Source organism: Dokdonia sp. (assembly GCF_039945015.1).
Taxonomy (GTDB): domain Bacteria; phylum Bacteroidota; class Bacteroidia; order Flavobacteriales; family Flavobacteriaceae; genus Dokdonia.
Map to the genome: position 1 here is coordinate 119,792 of NZ_JBDUXP010000009.1, position 19,837 is coordinate 139,628.

Annotated in this window: 20 protein-coding genes; 11 read left to right on the forward strand and 9 right to left on the reverse strand. The window is 33.9% G+C overall.

All coding sequences use genetic code 11. From position 1 onward, the window contains the following. Nucleotides 1-16 precede the first annotated feature (16 nt). From ABJD27_RS08190 to ABJD27_RS08200, 3 genes are read left to right on the forward strand one after another with little or no spacing between them, the layout of a single operon-like run. On the forward strand, nucleotides 17-649 hold the full coding sequence (locus tag ABJD27_RS08190; RefSeq protein ID WP_348172292.1) for a hypothetical protein: 633 nt from the start codon (nucleotides 17-19) through the stop codon (nucleotides 647-649). Continuing rightward, nucleotides 625-1,443, forward strand: coding sequence for a sensor histidine kinase (locus ABJD27_RS08195; RefSeq protein WP_348172289.1), 819 nt, complete (start codon nucleotides 625-627; stop codon nucleotides 1,441-1,443). The genes ABJD27_RS08190 and ABJD27_RS08195 overlap by 25 nt, the downstream gene beginning before the upstream one ends. After that, nucleotides 1,427-2,083: a response regulator transcription factor gene (locus tag ABJD27_RS08200; RefSeq protein ID WP_348172286.1), complete on the forward strand. Its 657-nt coding sequence runs from the start codon at nucleotides 1,427-1,429 to the stop codon at nucleotides 2,081-2,083. The genes ABJD27_RS08195 and ABJD27_RS08200 overlap by 17 nt, the downstream gene beginning before the upstream one ends. A 54-nt stretch (nucleotides 2,084-2,137) precedes the next feature. On the opposite strand, the gene ABJD27_RS08205 is transcribed toward ABJD27_RS08200, so the two are convergent. Next, a complete protein-coding gene (locus ABJD27_RS08205; RefSeq protein WP_348172283.1) occupies nucleotides 2,138-2,347 on the reverse strand; it encodes a hypothetical protein in 210 nt (69 codons plus the stop codon). 220 nt (nucleotides 2,348-2,567) lie between these two features. Here ABJD27_RS08205 and ABJD27_RS08210 point away from each other — a divergent pair, with 220 nt between their 5' ends. After that, nucleotides 2,568-3,881, forward strand: coding sequence for a M20/M25/M40 family metallo-hydrolase (locus ABJD27_RS08210; protein WP_348172280.1), 1,314 nt, complete (start codon nucleotides 2,568-2,570; stop codon nucleotides 3,879-3,881). A gap of 51 nt (nucleotides 3,882-3,932) precedes the next feature. Here the strand turns inward: ABJD27_RS08210 and ABJD27_RS08215 are convergent, their stop codons facing one another. From ABJD27_RS08215 to ABJD27_RS08225, 3 genes are all read right to left on the reverse strand, one after another. Beyond that, complete coding sequence (locus tag ABJD27_RS08215; protein WP_348172555.1) at nucleotides 3,933-4,001, reverse strand: hypothetical protein; 69 nt, start codon at nucleotides 3,999-4,001, stop codon at nucleotides 3,933-3,935. Nucleotides 4,002-4,136: 135 nt separating this feature from the next. Continuing rightward, the gene (locus ABJD27_RS08220; protein ID WP_348172277.1) at nucleotides 4,137-4,559 is read right to left on the reverse strand and encodes a DUF2452 domain-containing protein; all 423 of its coding nucleotides are present in this window, start codon (nucleotides 4,557-4,559) and stop codon (nucleotides 4,137-4,139) included. A 191-nt stretch (nucleotides 4,560-4,750) separates the two neighbouring features. Beyond that, complete coding sequence (locus ABJD27_RS08225; RefSeq protein WP_348172274.1) at nucleotides 4,751-6,403, reverse strand: LamG domain-containing protein; 1,653 nt, start codon at nucleotides 6,401-6,403, stop codon at nucleotides 4,751-4,753. Between the two features lie 160 nt (nucleotides 6,404-6,563). On the opposite strand from ABJD27_RS08225, the gene ABJD27_RS08230 reads away from it, so the two are divergent. The 3 genes from ABJD27_RS08230 to ABJD27_RS08240 are packed head-to-tail and all read left to right on the forward strand — an operon-like array spanning nucleotide 6,564 to nucleotide 10,331. Then, a complete protein-coding gene (locus ABJD27_RS08230; protein WP_348172271.1) occupies nucleotides 6,564-7,079 on the forward strand; it encodes an RNA polymerase sigma factor in 516 nt (171 codons plus the stop codon). A gap of 56 nt (nucleotides 7,080-7,135) precedes the next feature. Continuing rightward, entirely contained in the window at nucleotides 7,136-8,023 is an 888-nt protein-coding gene (locus ABJD27_RS08235; protein ID WP_348172269.1) for a FecR family protein, read from the forward strand. After that, a complete protein-coding gene (locus ABJD27_RS08240; RefSeq protein ID WP_348172266.1) occupies nucleotides 8,016-10,331 on the forward strand; it encodes a TonB-dependent receptor plug domain-containing protein in 2,316 nt (771 codons plus the stop codon). Before ABJD27_RS08235 ends, ABJD27_RS08240 begins: the two co-directional genes overlap by 8 nt. 16 nt (nucleotides 10,332-10,347) lie before the next feature. Here the strand turns inward: ABJD27_RS08240 and ABJD27_RS08245 are convergent, their stop codons facing one another. Further along, a complete protein-coding gene (locus tag ABJD27_RS08245; RefSeq protein WP_348172263.1) occupies nucleotides 10,348-11,301 on the reverse strand; it encodes an NAD-dependent epimerase/dehydratase family protein in 954 nt (317 codons plus the stop codon). 122 nt (nucleotides 11,302-11,423) lie between these two features. Here ABJD27_RS08245 and ABJD27_RS08250 point away from each other — a divergent pair, with 122 nt between their 5' ends. From ABJD27_RS08250 to ABJD27_RS08260, 3 genes are all read left to right on the forward strand, one after another. Continuing rightward, a complete protein-coding gene (locus ABJD27_RS08250) occupies nucleotides 11,424-12,056 on the forward strand; it encodes a hypothetical protein (RefSeq protein WP_348172260.1) in 633 nt (210 codons plus the stop codon). Next, nucleotides 12,053-12,550 (forward strand): nuclear transport factor 2 family protein, encoded by a 498-nt coding sequence (locus ABJD27_RS08255; protein WP_348172257.1) that lies wholly within the window; start codon nucleotides 12,053-12,055, stop codon nucleotides 12,548-12,550. The genes ABJD27_RS08250 and ABJD27_RS08255 overlap by 4 nt, the downstream gene beginning before the upstream one ends. A gap of 108 nt (nucleotides 12,551-12,658) precedes the next feature. Next, the gene (locus tag ABJD27_RS08260) at nucleotides 12,659-14,728 is read left to right on the forward strand and encodes a M13 family metallopeptidase (RefSeq protein WP_348172254.1); all 2,070 of its coding nucleotides are present in this window, start codon (nucleotides 12,659-12,661) and stop codon (nucleotides 14,726-14,728) included. 166 nt (nucleotides 14,729-14,894) lie between these two features. On the opposite strand, the gene ABJD27_RS08265 is transcribed toward ABJD27_RS08260, so the two are convergent. From ABJD27_RS08265 to ABJD27_RS08275, 3 genes are all read right to left on the reverse strand, one after another. Beyond that, entirely contained in the window at nucleotides 14,895-15,698 is an 804-nt protein-coding gene (locus tag ABJD27_RS08265) for an NAD(P)H-binding protein (RefSeq protein ID WP_348172251.1), read from the reverse strand. Nucleotides 15,699-15,801: 103 nt separating this feature from the next. Next, nucleotides 15,802-16,233, reverse strand: coding sequence for a hypothetical protein (locus tag ABJD27_RS08270; protein ID WP_348172248.1), 432 nt, complete (start codon nucleotides 16,231-16,233; stop codon nucleotides 15,802-15,804). 22 nt (nucleotides 16,234-16,255) lie between these two features. Then, nucleotides 16,256-18,637 (reverse strand): M28 family peptidase, encoded by a 2,382-nt coding sequence (locus ABJD27_RS08275; protein WP_348172245.1) that lies wholly within the window; start codon nucleotides 18,635-18,637, stop codon nucleotides 16,256-16,258. A 131-nt stretch (nucleotides 18,638-18,768) separates the two neighbouring features. Here ABJD27_RS08275 and ABJD27_RS08280 point away from each other — a divergent pair, with 131 nt between their 5' ends. Further along, a complete protein-coding gene (locus ABJD27_RS08280; protein WP_348172242.1) occupies nucleotides 18,769-19,233 on the forward strand; it encodes a CBS domain-containing protein in 465 nt (154 codons plus the stop codon). Nucleotides 19,234-19,238: 5 nt separating this feature from the next. Here the strand turns inward: ABJD27_RS08280 and ABJD27_RS08285 are convergent, their stop codons facing one another. Next, nucleotides 19,239-19,769 (reverse strand): GNAT family N-acetyltransferase, encoded by a 531-nt coding sequence (locus ABJD27_RS08285; RefSeq protein ID WP_348172239.1) that lies wholly within the window; start codon nucleotides 19,767-19,769, stop codon nucleotides 19,239-19,241. Between the last annotated feature and the right edge of the window lie 68 nt (nucleotides 19,770-19,837).

Genomic DNA, 19,837 nt, shown 5'->3' on the forward strand with positions numbered 1-19,837 from the left:
TAAATAACACCAAACTATGACGCTCGTTTATATTGCTCTTTTTTTTCCATTGTTACCTGCTATTCTTTCTATTATAAAATGGAAATCTATGGATACACCTCAACGATGGTTTGCGATTTTACTTTGGTCTATAGTTATTATTTCTTTTTCTGGAAGACTATGGACAATACAAACTCAAGAGAGTAATCTGCCTTTTTTTTACATTTATATACTAATTGAATATTTAATTTTATTACATTTTTTTAGAATATTATTAAAAATCAAAAATAGTAGTTGGCTATTTCTAACTGTCGGATTTACAATAACCTGGTGTATAAATATATGCACAGGAAAAGGTTGGTGGGCTTTTCCAGATTATATTCATGCCTTAGAAGCCATTATCATAATTACGCTAGTTATTCTTTGGTTTATAAAGATGTTAAAAGAAAAAACTATCGCACAACCTTATAAAACATTTGAGTTTTGGATTTGCGCTGGATTATTAATTTTTTTTAGTGGAAACTTCCTCTTATTCGTTTTTCCTAAATTTATATTAAATACTGGTAATGAAGTTTTTCTAGCTATCTGGAAAGTAAATAATATCTTAAACATATTATTATACAGTATATACACTATTGCATTACTATGCGTGAAGAGGAGAATCAGATAATATTCATTTTTGTAGTAAGTGCTGCCTTTGTAGTTCTTCTAGCTATTCTATTAGTGCTATTTCTAGTAATCTATCAGAAACGTATCGTTACACAAGAAAACAGACTTCAAAAACTTGAAAATGAAAAACAACAATCTTTATTAAAAGCGACTATAGAAGGGCAAGAACGAGAACGTAAACGTCTTGCTAAGGATTTACACGATAGTATAGGTTCTTTATTATCTGGATTAAGTTTTAATTTGAAGTTTCAAAAAAATTTAAAAAACCAAGATCAGCAACAACTTGTATTTCTAGAAGAAGCCTGTAAACTTGTAGATGAAGGCATTGAGAATATACGCATCGTGAGTCATAATTTAATACCTTCTACCTTAGAAAACTTTGGTCTCGTATCTGCTATCAAAGAATGTATTGTTCCCTTAATACAAACAAACAATCTTGAAATTAATATCCAAACGTCTGAAGAATTCCCCCCTTTACCTCTAGAAATTTCTCTAGGTATTTTAAGGGTGTTTCAAGAGCTTGTTCAAAACACGATCAAACATGCTTACGCCTCAAAAATAGAGGTGCTATTAATTTGTACACCAGATACTATTTCATTAGAATATACAGACAATGGCAAAGGGTTTCATATAAATGATATAGATCTATATGGCATAGGAATCAAAAACATGCAGAGCCGTATACAAGCGCTACACGGGACATTTTTTATTGATTCAAAAGTTAAAAAAGGATTTAGAGCGTATCTAGAAGTTCCTATTATTTTAAAAGAAGATACTCATGGACAAACTCATTAGAATTGCGATTGCAGATGACCACCAACTCGTACGCGCTGGCATTGCCAGAATCTTACAAGAAAACCAAGAGTTTTTAATCGTACAACAAGCAGCAAATGGTCAAGAATTAATAGATGGTATAAAAAACTCAAGACCTAACGTAATATTATTAGATCTTGAAATGCCTATTTTATCTGGTAGAGAAACGCTTATCCAAATTCGTAAAGAATATCCAGATATTAAAATTCTCATGCTTACTATGCATAAAAATGAGGCGTTCATTGTACAAATGATGGAACTCGGTGCCAACGGGTATCTCATCAAGAATACAGATCCAAAAGAGGTTACAAAAGCCATTTATAAAGTCATGGAATCTGAGTTTTACTTTTCAGATATTGTCTCTATGGCAATGCTTCAAGGAATTTCAAACCCAAAAGCAGCCACAAATCAATTAAAAGGAAGTGGTCTTACAGAGCGAGAAATAGATGTATTACGTCTTATTTGTAAAGAATATACGACTATCGAGATAGGAGAAGCCTTATTTTTAAGTCCAAAAACAATAGAAGGGTATCGTAAAATACTCATGGATAAAACAGAAGCCCGAAACATGGCTGGACTTGTCCTATTTGCTGTACGTCATGGGTTACATATAGAATCATAGTACTAAAAAAGATGCTCAGAAGAGCGTCTTTTTATTTATTTTGATATATCAAGATTAACACCCTAATCCAGATACAGACTTGCCACCACCCGGACAATTAAGATCACAACTCACTTCTATGATTTCTGAAAGACCTTGTTTATTTTGAACAACACATCCACAGCAAAATTTATCGCCAGATGGAAAACGAAGACCTGCTGTAATTTTCTTTTGTTGCTTTGATGTAAGTGCTTCGGCTCCTTTTAAGTGTACTAATTTTTTCATAACATCTATGTTTATTTTCCTTCCCTAGATTCCCTTTAAAACACTAAAGGAATCTCTCTCATGACTCCATAAATATACTAACATAAAATACTAAACACTAATAATCAATCGCTTTACCTCCGTATTTTAGACAAAATGAGGGTATAAACACATAACAAAAACACTATACATACTTTTTTTAGATTTCTTACCTTGTGGTATCATCAACCTTATATCATATATGTCTTTATCTCGTTTTATCATTCCTGTACTATGCATTGGACTTTTATTGCAGTCCGCTTTCGCGAAAGCGCAACAATTATCAAAACAAGAACAACAACTTATTGTTAAAGTATCTGAAAATAATCAGGAAGCCATTCGGTTTTTAGAAGAGGTTGTAAATATCAATAGCGGAACATTAAATACCGAAGGTGTTAAAGAAGTTGGAGCTGTCTTTACAAAGGCATTTCAAGATATAGAATTTAATACAGAATGGATAGATATGCCCTCAGAAATGAATCGTGCAGGACATCTATTTGCCTCAACTCAAGGTAGCAAAGGAAAACGATTATTACTCATTGGACATCTAGATACTGTTTTTGAAAAAGACAGTGAGTTTCAACAATTTGAAATGGTCAATGATTCTATTGCAAAAGGCCCTGGAGCAAATGATATGAAAGGCGGAAATGTTGTTGTACTCTATGCATTAAAAGCTTTATATCAATCTGGATTACTTAAAGACACTCAGATTACTGTTGCCTTTACAGGAGATGAAGAAAGTACAGGAAAGCCTTTAAGCATAAGTAGAAAATCGTTAATTGATGCTGCTAAACAAAGTGATATTGCATTAGGGTTTGAAACCTCAACAGGTTTTGACAATGCAACAGTAGCACGTAGGGGTTCTTCAAACTGGAAGGTAACTGTCACAGGAAAAAGAGCACATTCTTCTGGTATTTTTAGTGAATATACAGGAGCTGGAGCAAATTTTGAATTAGCTCGTATACTACATCAGTTTTATACCGATGTGCGAGGAGAAGAGTTACTCACTTTTAATCCTGGTATGATGTTAGGAGGAACGACTATGGATTTACAAGCACAAGAAAGTAAAGGTGCTATTTTTGGAAAAGGAAATGTTGTTGCACAAACGGCTTACGCGCAAGGGGGTCTTCGTTTTATCTCAGAAGAACAAAAAGAACGCGCGCGTACTAAGATGCGAGAAATCGTGGCAAATAATCTCCCACATACAAGTGCAAAAGTAGAATTTCAGGATAGCTATCCTGCTATGAATCCAACACCTGAAAATTATAAATTATTAGACGTATTAAGCCAAGTGAGTCAAGATCTTGGGCAACCTAAAGTAGAAGGATACGATCCTGGTAAACGAGGTGCTGCCGATGTCTCTTTTGTAGCTGAGTATGTTGCATGTCTTGACGGTCTTGGAACCATGGGAACTGGAGCTCATACTCCTTCTGAAACTGTAAATCTCAACACGATAGAAATGCTTACAAAACGTACGGCAATCTTAATTTATAGATTAATAAGTCAACCTAGATAGTCCTTCTACAAATGCTTCTCTTGATAAGGGTTTGATCTTTATGCTATAAAATCACTTTAAAGTTGTAGAGTCATAAGTCACTTGGATTACTTCTGCATGACCTGTAAGGCCTGAGCATATCTCTCTATGGTTGGTTTGCTAGGAACAGTTCCTCTTGTATATCCTAACACGATTATGAATTCCTTTTAATCGTTGTATAACAGCTTCTACACACCAAAACAACTGCCTCCAAAGGTTGCCACTTCCATCGTTGAATTATTCATATCCCTTTTTGGTTTTATCAATTTTTAACCACACTTTATCTGTATTGAGATGAAATGTTCCTACAAAACCCCAACTACATTCTTCTGGGGAAATTAAGGATAAAAAAGGGTTGCCATCTTTAGAGCGATATAAATGATACGTTTCTCCTACAATAGGTTCAAAAGAAAATTTAGCTGAATAAATAAGATTATTATATTCAAATTGCTCCATCATGGCTTCATATTTTGCCTTTAGATCTTCATACTCTGTCTTAAATTGATGATTAACTCTATTGATACTTGTATTCTTCCAAGTTGTCACATCATCTGTTGCAATTGCAGGAGCTCCAAGATTTGTCCCATAAGGAGTAAGTGACGCATCATAACGTTCTTTTTCTTCATTATAAACAACTTGATCTGGTTTTTTCTTTTTCACGAAGTAAAGATACTTATTGACTTTATAAAAAGAAAGGTAGTGTGGCTTATCTATGTATTACTATTATTTGATATAGGTATTTTAGGAGTGTTTGTTTTTTTGCTTTCGCGAAAGCAAAATTTATAAAAAGTAAAAAGGGTCACACTAGACTATGACCCCTTTTACACAACTCAACCAAACTAGTTTTTAATCTACAGACAGGTAAAACAATCTGCGTCAAGACTTAATAATTGATTTATCTCAGTAGGATTTAATGCTTTTTTGTAAACTCTTAAGTCATCTATATGACCTGTAAATCCTTGACCTAGGGTAAAAAAGGATAGAGGGTCGTCTCCAATATAAAATGGAGAGTTTTGTATAATATCTCTTAACGTGCCATCTCTATATAGACGTACGGTATTATCTTCATCTACGGTAACAACAAGGTGATGCCAATCATCATTTGTCCATATAACATCAACTTCATGATTCCAATCTGAATCAATAACAGCGTACCCAGGAATGTCTATAAAATAAGGAGCATTTAGATCAAATAGCTTCAATTCAAACCCTTCAGCTATCTGAGTTCCTTTTTGAAATAAAACTTCAACATCACTCGGATTTGTGTTCTGCATTCTAAACCATACACTTATTGAAAATGAATCTCCTTGTACAATCTGGTTTGTATCTGTTACAGGAATAGATAGTGCGTCTGCATTTACAAAAGAGTATGCACAGGTAGGATTTCCTGCTCTATCTTCTACAAATGATCCATTTGGATTATCTATAGAAAAATCATTTATAATATCCTTAAACTCGTTTGAAAAAGGCATATAAATGATTAAGTCTTCTATTAGTACATCTGGGTTATCGCAGCAATCTTCCACCGTTATGGTGAAAGAAAATATTTCAAAAATGGTTGGATCAGAGACTAAGGATGCCCTATAATAAATAGTTTGAGGATTATCCATATTAGTATATGCGGTCGGATCAATTATAGGGGATGCTTCATTTATAGCATCTGCCTCTGTTTCATAAAAGGCGACATTATAAGATGCTATATCATCACAATTTTCTATGGCCGCTGTCAAATCAAAAACTTCTACACCATTACCATTTCCATCACATATAAATAAACCTACTGTATTAAAACATATATCAGGAGGAGTAATACTACAGTTTTGATCTGCATTACTTATTGCTTCTTCTAATTCTTGATTGCTATTTACAGATATAGTATCTCCGTTTTCATATTCTAAAACGATAGGGTAATTTAAACTAGCGATAATAGCTCCATCTGAACTTCCTATGCTTAGTAAGAATTCATATAGTGCTTCATCATTACCTATAGTCACTGTATCTGCGTTTTGAAAATCTGTATTAAAAACAGAAAATGATATTGGATATTGAAAATCTGCACAGGATACAATATCGTTTCCAAAACAATCGAGAACATATTCTAACAACTCTTCTTCACTATTTACAACAACATCTGTATAATCACTAAGTGTTATAGTAATAGGGAATGAAATTTGAATGATATCATCATCTGTATCTGAAGCATCTATACTTTCTTCTACAAGTGATATATCATTAAGGTTGTTAATGGCAATTGTACTTCCATTTACTGTAACTGTCACTGGAAGATTAATTTCTATACAGCTAGCATTATCTAATAAATCATCTAAAGAACCGTCATTTATAGACATTTGCTCTAGTAGTAGTATTAAATTAGAATTTACACCTACAACCTCATCATTATTAGGATTTGTAATCTCTGTTTCTTCTTGCTGACAAGACACAACGAAGGCCATCAGGAAAAAAATCCAGAGAAATGAGATATTAAAATTAAATGTTATTTTCATAAATGTTTATAATACAAAAAAAAATGGGTTTACCCCCTTTATTTGTGAGCTATTACAATATTATACTACATATCTAAAACAATTAAGCTATAAAAACTCCTACCTTTACACTCCAAAAAATGTATCATAAATTTGTATTTTGACTCCCTGACACCCTCTTATGAGCAAAAGCTTACATAAAAATATATGTGATAAAGTGTTGTTTTCTAACTTCTTCAAGAAGCATTCAGAAGATTTACACTCTTTCTTATATTATAAATTTGGAAATCATTTAAATCCAAAAGATAAAGTACAAGAAGCTTTTATTAAAGTTTGGGAGAATTGTAAAAACATCTCGCCAGACAAAGCTAAAAATTATGTATTTACTGTAGGGAACAATTTAATGCTTAATGAGGTAAAACACCAAAAAGTGGTTTTAAAATTTCAGCAAGAAAAACCAACATCTCATACCAATGAAAGCCCTGAGTTTTTATTAGAAGAACATGAGTACTCTCTAAAATTACAAAAAGCAATCTCAAATTTAACAGAAGCACAGCGCGTTGCCTTTTTATTAAATAGGATTGAAGGAAAAAAACATAAAGAAATTGCACAGCTTTTAAACATTAGCACAAAAGCGGTAGAAAAGAGAATATACGGAGCTCTAAGGAAACTAAAAGAAGAAATTAAAGAATTATAATAGTAGGGTAGGTAGGAATTATTAGGTTTAAGTTGTTATACTATTGGACACATGTTATGAAAAGAGAAGAATTAATAAAAAAGTGGTTAGATAATGAACTTGATTCTAAAGAGCTCGAACTCTTTAAGAATCTGGATGATTATGAAGATTTACTACGTATCTCTAATAGCATGCGTTACTTTAAGGCAGATTCTTATGATACACATGTAGAATTTGAAAAAATAGAAAAAATCATAGAAGTAAAACAAAAAAGGAATTGGTTCAAACCTTTGTCTTCTATCGCAGCTGTTCTTTTAGTCATTTTTGGCGTATACTACTCTTTTTCTATTCAAGAAACTGAGGTATCAACACTGGCTAGTCAAAAACAAACGTTAGAACTTCCTGATCACTCTAGTGTATCACTTAACGCCTTATCGTCATTAACCTATGATGCTGATGAATGGGATATAAATCGTGAAGTTGAATTAAAAGGAGAAGCTTTTTTTAAAGTAGAAAAAGGAGCTACATTTCATGTAAAAACAGCGTCAGGACTTGTAACCGTTGTTGGTACCGAATTTATAGTAAAAGATCGTGAAGAATTATTTGAAGTTATTTGCTATGAAGGATCTGTACGTGTAAATCATAATGGATCATCTATTCTTTTAAAAGAAGGAGATCGTTATACATACATAAATGGTACTTCAGGTCAAACAAAAACAACACAAGAAAATCCATCTTGGATTAACAACACTAGTACATTTAAAAGCATGCCATATAGTGTTGTAATTGCTGAATTTGAAAGACAGTATGGGATTGCTATACATCTAGAAGAAATAGACGCCAAACAACTTTATACAGGAAGTTTTATCCACGATAATATGGATATTGCATTAAAATCGATTACCTTACCGCTAAATTTGAAATTCTCTAGAACAAATCGAATGATAACTTTAAAGAGTGAATAACAAGAATAGACTCATTCTCTTTTTTATTATTGTCCTTTTTAGTTTCTCAAAAATCCTGTCTCAAACCAAAGAAGAAGCTGAAAAACAATCCCTCTCCTATATCCTTGAGCTTATAGAGTCTCGCTATGACATCCGCTTTTCTTACGCAGATAACACCATACTCAATAAAACATCTATTATTCCCGAAGACAATCTAACCTTGAAAGAGGTTTTATTTATTTTAGAACAAAACACAGATTTAAAATTTCAAGTTATAGATAATCGCTTTATTGCTATCAAAAAAACATTAGAAAATAGCTTTATAAATCAGCAACTGGAAGAAGTATATATAAAAGACTATTTAACCTCAGGTATTTCTACAAGTAACACTGGAGCTATTATTGTAAAATCTGATGATTTTGGAATATTACCTGGACTCATCGAGCCAGATATATTACAAACTATACAAGCGCTTCCAGGTATATTAAGTGTTGACGAAACAGTCTCAAACATTAATGTAAGAGGAGGTACTCATGATCAAAATCTCATTTTATGGGATGGGATTAAAGTATATCAATCTGGACACTTTTTTGGCTTGATCTCTGCCTTCAATCCACATCTTGCAAAAAATGTTTTTATTGCAAAAAATGGCACAAGTGCTATATATGGAGATGGTGTTTCTAGTATTATAGATATACAGTTAGATCAAACTATAAATGACACCTTTTCTGGAGGTTTGGGATTTAATTTTATTGATGCAAATGGAATTGCAAAAATCCCAATATCAGATAAATTAGAACTTCAAGTATCTGCGCGTAGATCTATCACCGATGTAATACAAACACCTACGTTTAAGCAATATTTTGATCGTATTTTCCAAAATACAGAAATCACAAATAGCCGTCCTGACACTGACCAAACAGTCATTAGAGATGAAGCATTTTATTTTTATGACATAGGGACAAAATTCCTTTACGACATTTCAAAAAAAGACAGATTACGTCTTAATTTTACTTCCATTTTTAATTCTCTAGATTACTTAGAAGAAACAACAGTTTTAAACACAAGAGAAGCATCTAGTAGCGGTATCACACAACGTAATCTCGCTACTGGATTTACATATAGTAGAGACTGGAGCTCTACTTTTACTAGTGATGTACAGGTATACGGATCACTCTATACACTAGATGCTACAAACTCAGATATCTTGAACGATCAACGTTTAAATCAAGAAAATGAAGTTTTTGATACAGGAGTAAAACTAAACACAACCTATAAGCCTCGCAAGGGGATTACCTGGATGAATGGTTATCAATTTTTTGAAGTTGGTATCACAAATCTAGAAGATATTGATAACCCTCCTTTTAGAAGTAATGTAAAAGAAGTTCTAAGAAGTCACGCACTTTATAGTGAATTACATCTAACTTCAAACTCAAAAAAAACAAATTTAAAAACAGGGTTACGTGCTAATTATTTCAGAAAATTTGACAGGGCTATCATAGAACCTAGATTAAGTTTTAGTCAGAAATTTCTCAAGTCATTTAAACTAGAAGTTTTAGGAGAATTAAAAAGTCAGACTACTTCACAAATAATAGATAGACAAAATGATTTCTTAGGAGTAGAAAGTAGACGTTGGGTTCTCGCAAATGAAACATCAATACCTATTATCAAAAGTAAACAAGCTTCTGTAGGGGTACAATACAATAAGAATAAATTACTTATAAGTGTAGAAGGGTTTCTTAAAAAAGTAGATGGAATTACAGCGCGAAGTCAAGGTTTTCAAAACCAATTCCAATTTGTAAATGCCGTTGGAGACTTTGAAGTAAGAGGTGTTGACTTCCTCGTTAATAAACGATTTAGGAATGTAAGCGCTTGGTTAAGTTATTCTTTTAGTGATAATAATTATCAATTTGACTCTCTTAATGATGGGAATCCTTTCCCTAATAATGCAGATATAACGCACGCACTAACCTTTGCCGGCACATACTCTATAGGCGACAACCTAAAATTTGCACTAGGTGTTAACTGGCGATCTGGTAATGTAACTACATTGCCAAGTGGGGATAGTCCTTTTGTTAGAGAAATTATCTATGGTTCTCCCAATAGTGAGCGTGTAAATGACTATGTAAGAACCGATTTTTCATCAACCTATAGCTTTTCTTTAAAAGGGAAAGCAAAGGGGAAAATAGGTGTATCTGTCTGGAATGTTCTAAACCGTAAAAACATACTAAACACCTACTTTATAGTAAATGATGACAGTACTATTTCTAAAATTGATAATACATCACTAGGAATTACACCTAACTTCAGTTTTAGAGTATCTTTTTAAAAACTAAAACAATTTGTTATTTAATATATTTATTTCTTAAATTCTCAAGCATTGTCTGTGTGATCTCATCAAGACCAAATTTATGTGACCAACCCCAATCTCGTCTCGCTTCACTATCATCTATACTCTGAGGCCAAGTATCGGCAATAGATTGTCTAAAATCAGGTTCATAGATGATTTCAAAATCTGGGATCTGTTTTTGAATACTCGCCGCAACATCTTCTGGCGCATAACTTACAGCAGCCAGATTATAAGAAGATCGTATTTTAATATCTTCATCTTTTGCATCCATAATACCTATAGTTGCCTTAATAGCATCATCCATATACATCATAGGAAGAATCGTTCCTTCTTTTAAGAAACAACGGTATTGCCCATGTTTTAACGCTCGATGATAAATATCTACCGCGTAGTCTGTAGTACCTCCTCCTGGTTCTGTAGTATAACTTATAAGTCCTGGATAACGAATACTTCTCACATCCACCCCAAATTTTTTATGATAATACTCACACCAACGTTCTCCTGTTTGTTTAGAAATCCCATATACCGTAGAGGGTTCCATGACGGTCGTTTGTGCTGTGTTTTGAGCTGGAGTTGTTTCTCCAAAAACAGCAATACTAGAAGGCCAAAATACCTTCTTTACTTTTCCTTCTTTGGCTAGATTAAGGATATGAAAAAGAGAATTCATATTAAGATCCCATGCCTTTGCAGGAAATCGCTCTGCAATAGCACTTAACATAGCAGCCATAAGATATACTGTATCTACTTTATATCTAAAAATAACATCTTCTACCGCCTTTAAATCTGTCGCATCAAGCAATTCAAAATGAGAATTCTTCATCATAGATTCATTCCCTTCTCGTATATCACTAGCTACAACTTTATCTTTTCCAAAACGCTCACTTAATGCCATTGTAAGTTCTGTCCCTATCTGGCCGCAAGCTCCTATAATAAGTATTCTTGATTTCATGTAAATATTTTTTGAATAAATGTACGCTTTCGCGAAAGCGTATACAAAAGCAAACTTAATCATAAAATTTTCTTGTATATTACGATTTAGGCTACTTTTGTCTATCAACTTTTAAAATACTTATGAAACTGCGTATTTCCATATACTTACTAAGCTCCTTATTTTTTTTAAGTGCTTGCACAAAAAAAGAAACACAAAGTATAGAAAACACAGCCTCTATAGGCACAATAGACACTTTAACAATTCCTGCAGTCGCTGGATTAAAACCTTCATTACGTCTCACTTCAAAAGCTAAAGAAGCAACCAAAGACTGGCAACTGTATCAAACCTTTTCTACAAGATTTGATAGTATTCAGAATGTATCTTTAGGGACACTCAAAAACCAATTAAGTAATATCATTCCATTGTTTAATGCACAGGAAGAGGCAGAAGAGGCGAGTGTAGCACTTATTCCTAGTAATTTAGATAGCCCCGCTATAAAAGCGAGATTATTAACGATAGAAACAAAGCTAAAAGTCTTAAATAATTATGTTCAAAAAGGGGAACCAGATGCTCAAGAAATAGGGCTAGCTGTGGTAGAACTCAAAAATGCTTTTCAAAATCTAAATCTACAAATCAATGAGAATTTTGCGCTTAGTATAGAAGAGATGCTAAAAGAGCTCAATCAAGTTCCAGATGCCCCAAACGAACCTGAAGATGAAAAACCAACTCCTCGAGGAAAACCACCTGTAGAAATATATAAAACAAAACAATGATACGGATCTCCATATTTCTTCTATTTTTATCTATCTCGACAACAATACTAAGTCAAAATTCAGATAAAGATGTAATAGATGCAATGCTTGTTTCATGGCATAAAGCTGCTGCAGAAGCCTATTTTGATGCCTATTTTGGTAAGATGGCAGACGACGCAGTTTTTATAGGGACAGATGCAACAGAAAACTGGCAAAATATAGCTTTTAGAGATTTCTCAAAACCTTATTTTGACAAAGGAAAAGCTTGGACATTTACAACATTAGAACGGAACATCTATATGGATACTAATGGGGATACAGCATGGTTTGATGAGCATCTCAAAACACAAATGGGTATCTGTAGAGGGTCTGGAGTAGTAAAAAAAATAAACGGAATCTGGAAAGTAAAACACTACGTACTATCTATTGCAATCCCAAATGAAAATGTATCTGAAATTACTGCAATCAAGAAGAAATGGGATAGCTTACAGACTCTTAAAATGCTTAAGAATTAGCACTTTACATTATACTGCAAATCCTCAATATATACTTTTGTATTTTCGTTGTAACAATATATAAGAAATCACGTCTTATTCACCATAATCAAGAAACCTAATAACAGCATGAAACTAGTAAAATCTGCGATTATTCTAGCTTCTTGTGCTATTGCGTTTACAAGTTGTAAACAAGAAACCACAGAAGGAGGAAAAACAGCGCCCGTTACAGAAAAAATACCTGGAATTGTCCTTGAAAATATGGACACTTCGGTAAGTCCAAAAAATGACTTTTACAACTACGTAAATGGTAGTTGGATGAAAAACACAGAAATCCCTGCAGACCGTACAAGCTGGGGAGGCTTTAGTGTATTACGTAAATCTACAGATGCAGATGTATTAGAAATACTAGCAGAAGCAAAAGCTAGTGGAAAATACAGTCCTGGTTCTGATCAAGCAAAAGCACTTGCTATCTTTGATACAAAATTAGATACTGTTGCCCGTAATAAGGCAGGAATCACACCTCTTTTACCAGCTCTAGAAGAAATAGATGGAATAAAAAATCTTGTAGACTTACAAACAGTACTTTCTACAAATCCTGCAGTAAGCTCTCCTTTTATAAGTATAGGAGCTGGAGCAGATCTTAATGACAGCTCTATGAATGCAGTATATCTAGGAGCAAATGGTCTTGGATTACCTGATCGTGATTACTATCTAGAACAAGATACAAAGTCTAAAGAGATACGTGAAGAATACAAAAAACACGTTGCTCGCATGTTACAAATGCTTGGAGATAGTGAAGCAGATGCAACTGCTGCTGCTGAGAAAATCTTAGCTATGGAAACAACACTAGCCGAACCACGCCTTGATAAAGTAGAAAGCCGTGATGCTAGAAACTTTAACAATGTGCGTTCTATAGATCAAGCAGATGCTATATTTTCGTCAATAGACATAAAAAAGATGATCTCCGATATAGGGATCACAAAGAAGTTTGACTCTCTTATTGTTACACAATTAAAATACTCAGGAGCTTTAGACACATTCTTAAAAGAAACTTCTATAGATGACCTTAAGACATTAGTACGCTGGGATACATTTAATAGTGCTTCGGGACTACTAAGTACAGATATAGAAACTGCAAACTGGGAATTTTATAGTAAATACTTAAGTGGCGCAAAAAAACAACGTGCTGCAGATGAACGTGCACTCGCTACTGTAAATGGAACTGTAGGAGAAGCATTAGGGCAATTGTATGTAGATGCTAAGTTTCCGCCAGAAGCAAAAGCAAGTGCAGAAACAATGATTAAAAATGTGATCGAAGCATATAAGTCTCGAATCCAAGATTTAGACTGGATGGGAGCAGAAACAAAAACAAAAGCTATCGAAAAACTTGATAAATTTACTGTGAAAATTGCATACCCAAATAAATGGGAAGATTATAGTGCAATGGAAGTATCTGCAGACAAGACATATTTTGAAAATATGACTGCTGTAGGTAAATGGGGTCAAGACAAAAACTATGCAGATATAGGAGAGCCTGTAGATAAATCAAAATGGGGGATGTCTCCACAAACAGTAAACGCATACTTTAATCCATTAAACAACGAGATTGTATTTCCAGCAGCTATTTTACAGCCACCTTTCTATAACTATACAGCAGATGAGGCCGTAAATTATGGAGGAATAGGAGCTGTTATTGGTCATGAGATTTCTCACGCATTTGATGATAGTGGAGCTCGTTTTGATAGCGACGGAAACTTAAAAAACTGGTGGACGGATGATGATCTTAAAGCATTTACAGAAAGAGGAAATGCACTTGCAGAACAATACAGCAGTCTAGAAGTTTTAGACAGTGTATATGTAAATGGAAAATTCACCTTAGGAGAAAACATTGGAGATTTAGGAGGTGTTCTTGGAGCGTATGATGGTCTTCAAAAATTCTTTAAAGAAAATGGTCGTCCTGATGATATTGATGGATTTACGGCAGAACAACGTTTCTTTATGTCTTGGGCAACTGTATGGAGAACAAAAGCTCGTGATGAGTCTATTCGTACACAAGTAAAGACAGATCCGCACTCACCTGGTCAAGTACGTGCTATACAACCTCTTTTAAATGTTGATGCTTTTTACAAAGCTTTTGACATTAAAGAAGGAGACGATATGTATTTAGCTCCAGAAAAACGTGTTCGTATCTGGTAGTATTATATAGTATACGCTGAAGTTTATGCTGAGCATAGCTGAAGTACGAAAGCATAAAAAAACCACCTCATTAATGAGGTGGTTTTTCTTTGAAATAATATTTGTATCGTACCTTAAATACGGCACTACAATCAAGATAATTTCACGGCATACGACATTAACACAATCACAATGTCACTTTAAATGTATAGGACAATATACTATCTATACATATACTATCTACTTTCTTAAAATTAGCATCTTTTTCTATACTATATTCAGGAGATTCTAAATCTAATTTTTCTGCTTGCGCTGTATAATACTCTCGTTTTGTAGGGTGTTGTGGCGCCACGGCATTAAACATATGCCCAAAAGCATCTTTTTGAATAATAGATAAAAGAATCCCAATACAATCCTCCCGATGAATCATATTTACAGGAGCATCACCATTACTTAATCCCTTTCTACCTGCTACAAAACGCACAGGATTGCGATTACCTCCAAACAATCCTCCAAAACGCACAATAGTCGTCTCAAAAGCAGGCGTATTAAAAAAGATTTGTTCAACATCATATAATTGCTTTGCAGCATTATTTTGCGGTTCTGGCACATCCTTTTCGGTGACGTGTCCTTGATCATCATCATACACAGAAGTGCTACTTACAAGAATTACTTTTTTAATGGATGATTCTTCTATTTGGTGTGAAAAATGAGCCATTCTTAATGCATAATTTACCCCTGTATTTCTACGAAGTCCTGGTGGAATCATAATAGCCAATACATCTGTATCAGAAAGTAAACTTCTCACTTCTCCTGTAACGCCTCCTTCTGTTAAAACAAGTGGGAATGCAGTAATTCCTCTTTCGGTAAGTTCTTGTGCTTTACCACTATCTGTAACGCTTCCTTTTACGGTATACCCTAAACTTATAAGGGTGGATGCAAAGGCATTGCCTAACCATCCTAAACCTGCAATTGTGATTCTTTTATTCAATAGTTCTTTTTTTCTTTCCTACAAAAAGCAGGAATCTTAGTACTCTTTTTTAGTCGTAAAAAATGTAAGTTATTCGCTTTCGCAAAAACGAATATAAACAACATCAAGATATGCCTCTATTTTCTTTTTTGATCAATATCCATTTAAATAATACCCAAACATAATGTGATTCCCAAGATGCACCATACTGTGTAGCATGTTCAAACTCGGCTATGGTATGAATTGCAAATACACCACCCGTTTTTATTTCAAAAAAATAATGATATCTCCCTTTTTTATTCCAATCATACTCTTCTATACACTTATTGGGTAACGCCTCGCACAATTCTAATTTATATGCTGCAAAAATAGGAAAAGACGCCACTACTTTCTCTTCTTCTAAGGGGGCATTTGCTCCTACAAAAATCTCTTCAAATTCATTTTCTGAGAAAAAAACAAAAGTTTCATAGTGTTTTCCAATCGGATATATAATATTCTTTTTTCCAAAGAGATAATAGGTAGTACATTGTATACATACAAGTACAATCAGTATCAAAAAAAACCCTTTTAATAACTTTCTAATCAATCGATTTCTCTATAACTTCTTGACCAACGGCAATTGTATCATTTTTTGCTTTCGCGAAAGCGGACACATCAATCTTACGCTCTACAACAACAGCATCATTTGCTATAAATGGATTTGGTTTTGTTGTATTAGGTCTCGCCGAAACTGTAAAACTAGGATTGTCAAGTAAATCATACGAGAACTCTTTCAGGGTAAAATTAGGGGTTACTCCTTTAGCAACTCCATATTTAAATTCTAAAGAATCTCCTAAGGACATATAATAACTTAAGATTCCTTTACTTCCTCTCTTTTTATACAATGTTTCTGTACTGTCTGGCGCATATACTTTCCCATTATACTCCATATGGGTAAATACGGTTTCTTGATCTGTATACAAGCGCATTTGATTCACGGCACGCTGAGGAACAATGGTCATTGTTGAATATACTACATCTCCTATAACCGTATCTTGAACCACGTTTATTTTGCTTTCGGGCAATTTAATAACGGCTGTTTCTTTTGCATATGTATAAGGTGTGTTATACTTACTTCCGGCTGCATTTCCTATGTATGTAGTTGCCAGTTCTGGATTATCTCCTAAGTAACCACGAGTCCAATCATCTATCTGTTTATTATAGGTCGCCCAGTATGCCTTATTTGTATCTGCATTATGATAATATAATAGACTATTAGGTTGTTGTCTCTCTGGAGATGCATCAGATTTTACATGTGCTATTCCTAAAAAAATGATAGCCATTAACAGGCTTAGAACTCCAACTATTTTCTTATTTCTAAAAAGACCAAAAACAGGAATTAGCAATCCAAAAAGTAAGACTAGAAAAATAACTGAAACATATAACATATTTGGTCCTAACCCTATCGGGAAAAACTGTATTAAAGGAGCAAAAATAAATATAGCTGGTGCCGATAGCAAGACCAATAAAGTCATACTAGGATTATGCTGTCGTATTAATAAGAAAAGAGCGAGTAACCCAAAATAAACAGGTATAATAAAAAATGCCGCTCCTTGAAGTTCTAACGCCAATGCCGTATTTATAAGTAACCAGATTGTAAGAGGAGCGACTAATGAACTTGCGGTATGCTCTGGTTTTACCATCTTATGATAAATTCCAAAACACAGACTCAGACCTAAAAACACAAACGCAATGATATACCAATGACCGTTGTAGAGAAATACAGGAAGGATATCATTATAAGACGGGTATAGTAATTTGATGAGTTCCCAAAACAAATACATAGTTCCTCCTCCAAGAATTAAACTTAACATAAATGCTCCAAACCCTTTTCCAATCGCTTTTTTATCAAGTCTTTTCTTTCTATATCCGTATACTAAAAGAACAATAAAAAGTACAATAGCAAGCACTAGCATAGGCCAAACCCAGGAAAAAGGATATGCAACAAATTTTGCTACAGCAATATCAAAATACACATAATCTTCACTTGCTTTTACAGTAGATAAATCTGCATTTGCATAATGTGCTAGTAAAGGCATTAAATAGCTTCCTTGATGTTCTAAGCTATTTCTGTCTAAGTTTTCTGCAGTATCATTAATGGTATGATAATCATAATGGTCATCTACAAAGGCAAAGAAAAAACCATCAATATCTCCATCTTCTCTTAAGATGGTAGAATCTGTATCATTAGGCAATTTTTTATAGATACTATACATCAATGAGGTAGCTACTGGATACGTCACATCTGCTTCTATAAAACTCTTAATAAGATTAGCATTTCCTCCATTTGTTTCTACAATCATATTTGAAGGCCCTCCACTTCCTCTTGCCTCAAAATTAAGTGCCAAAGCAACGTCTTTTGCCCAAGGATGTTCATTTACAAATAGAGAAGCACCATTAAGTCCTAGTTCTTCAGAATCTGTAATACAGATAATAATATCATTTTTAGGTGTTGCTCCACTTGCTACATAAGCTCTCACACTTTCTAGTATTGTAACAACTCCAGAACCTGCATCACTAGCTCCGTGAGAAGAACTATGCGGAGCACTGTCATAATGAGACATCAATAATAATGCTTTTCCGTCACCAGTTCCTTTGATACGAGCTAAGATGTTTTGTGGCTTTACTAAGTTGCCATATCCATTCCATTCATCAAAAGTATATCCCTCTTGTATTTGAGGGTTCAATCCTAATTTTTTAAGCTCCTGTACAATATAATCACGTACCTCATCGTGTGCTTTTGTTCCCACAAAATGTGGTTCTTTTGCTATAATTTCTAGATGTTGCATAGCACGCTCGGTAGAAAACTCAGTCTCTGGTGTATCCAAACCACTTATCTCTTTTGGAAGTAATGAGTTAAATGCGACCGAAATCAAAGCAACAATGAGCACAAGAGAAAAAATATGGACAATACGTTTCATAAGAGTTAGTTTAGTTATCCTAAAAATACAATTTTTGAAGATGTTTCTGCTTTCGCGAAAGCAGAAACCACACAATATCCTTTTATTTCACTAACTTTAAGTGGATTTACTTATTAAAAAAAGAAAACGTTATGGGAATCAAAAGTTTTACTGGACGTCGCGCCAAACCTACAAAAGGCAATCCAACAGATATAAAAGTGAGTGATTACATGACTAAAAAACTCATCACATTCAGACCAGATCAATCTGTCCTCGAAGTCATGAATACCCTCATTAAAAATAAAATTTCTGGAGGGCCTGTTGTTAACGAAAACAACGAACTTATGGGCATTATTTCTGAAGGTGATTGTATGAAGCAAATCTCAGAAAGTCGATATTACAATATGCCTATGGCAGATATGATTGTAGAAAAACACATGGCAAAAGAAGTCGAAACCATAGATGGAAATATGAATGTTTTTGATGCTGCAAACAAGTTTGTAAATTCAAAACGCCGTCGTTTTCCTATCGTAGAAAACGGAAAACTCGTAGGGCAAATCAGTCAGAAAGATGTTCTTAAAGCTGCTTTAACCTTAAATGGTCAAACTTGGAAATAATTAAATTACGAAAGTTCACTATCAAACCAAGCTAGCATAAGATTTTCGGGTTCATAAAAAAAATCTTCTTTACGTTCCAGTCCTATTTTTTCTAGCACACGGCATGAAGCACCATTTTCTAACTCCGCTATTCCGCAAAGTTTCTGCTCTGGAAAATGCTCAAAAAAATAGTCTCTTGCTGCGATAGAAGACTCTGTAGCGTAACCTTTACCCCAATATTGAGGCATAAATCGGTAGCCTATATCATAAAAATTGCTATGCCCATTTGGTGACCACTCGGTATTCATTTTAAGCCCTGTCCATCCTATCCAATCACCACTCGATTTTTCTATAGCAGCCCAACGACCTATCCCATGCTTCTCATATTGCATACGGATATAATCTATATAATAACGAGCCTTCCCCTTACAATGAAGAGGGTTATTTCCTAGGTATTTATGCACCAAAGGATCACTATCCAAACGATACATATCACCGGTATCTTCTATAACAATTTCCCTAAGAATGAGATGTTCTGTCTCTGCAAATATTTTCATGAAGAATGTGTTTTATGATATAAAGTATGTGATGAATATATCTAAGTAAAATTAAGAATACTATAAGA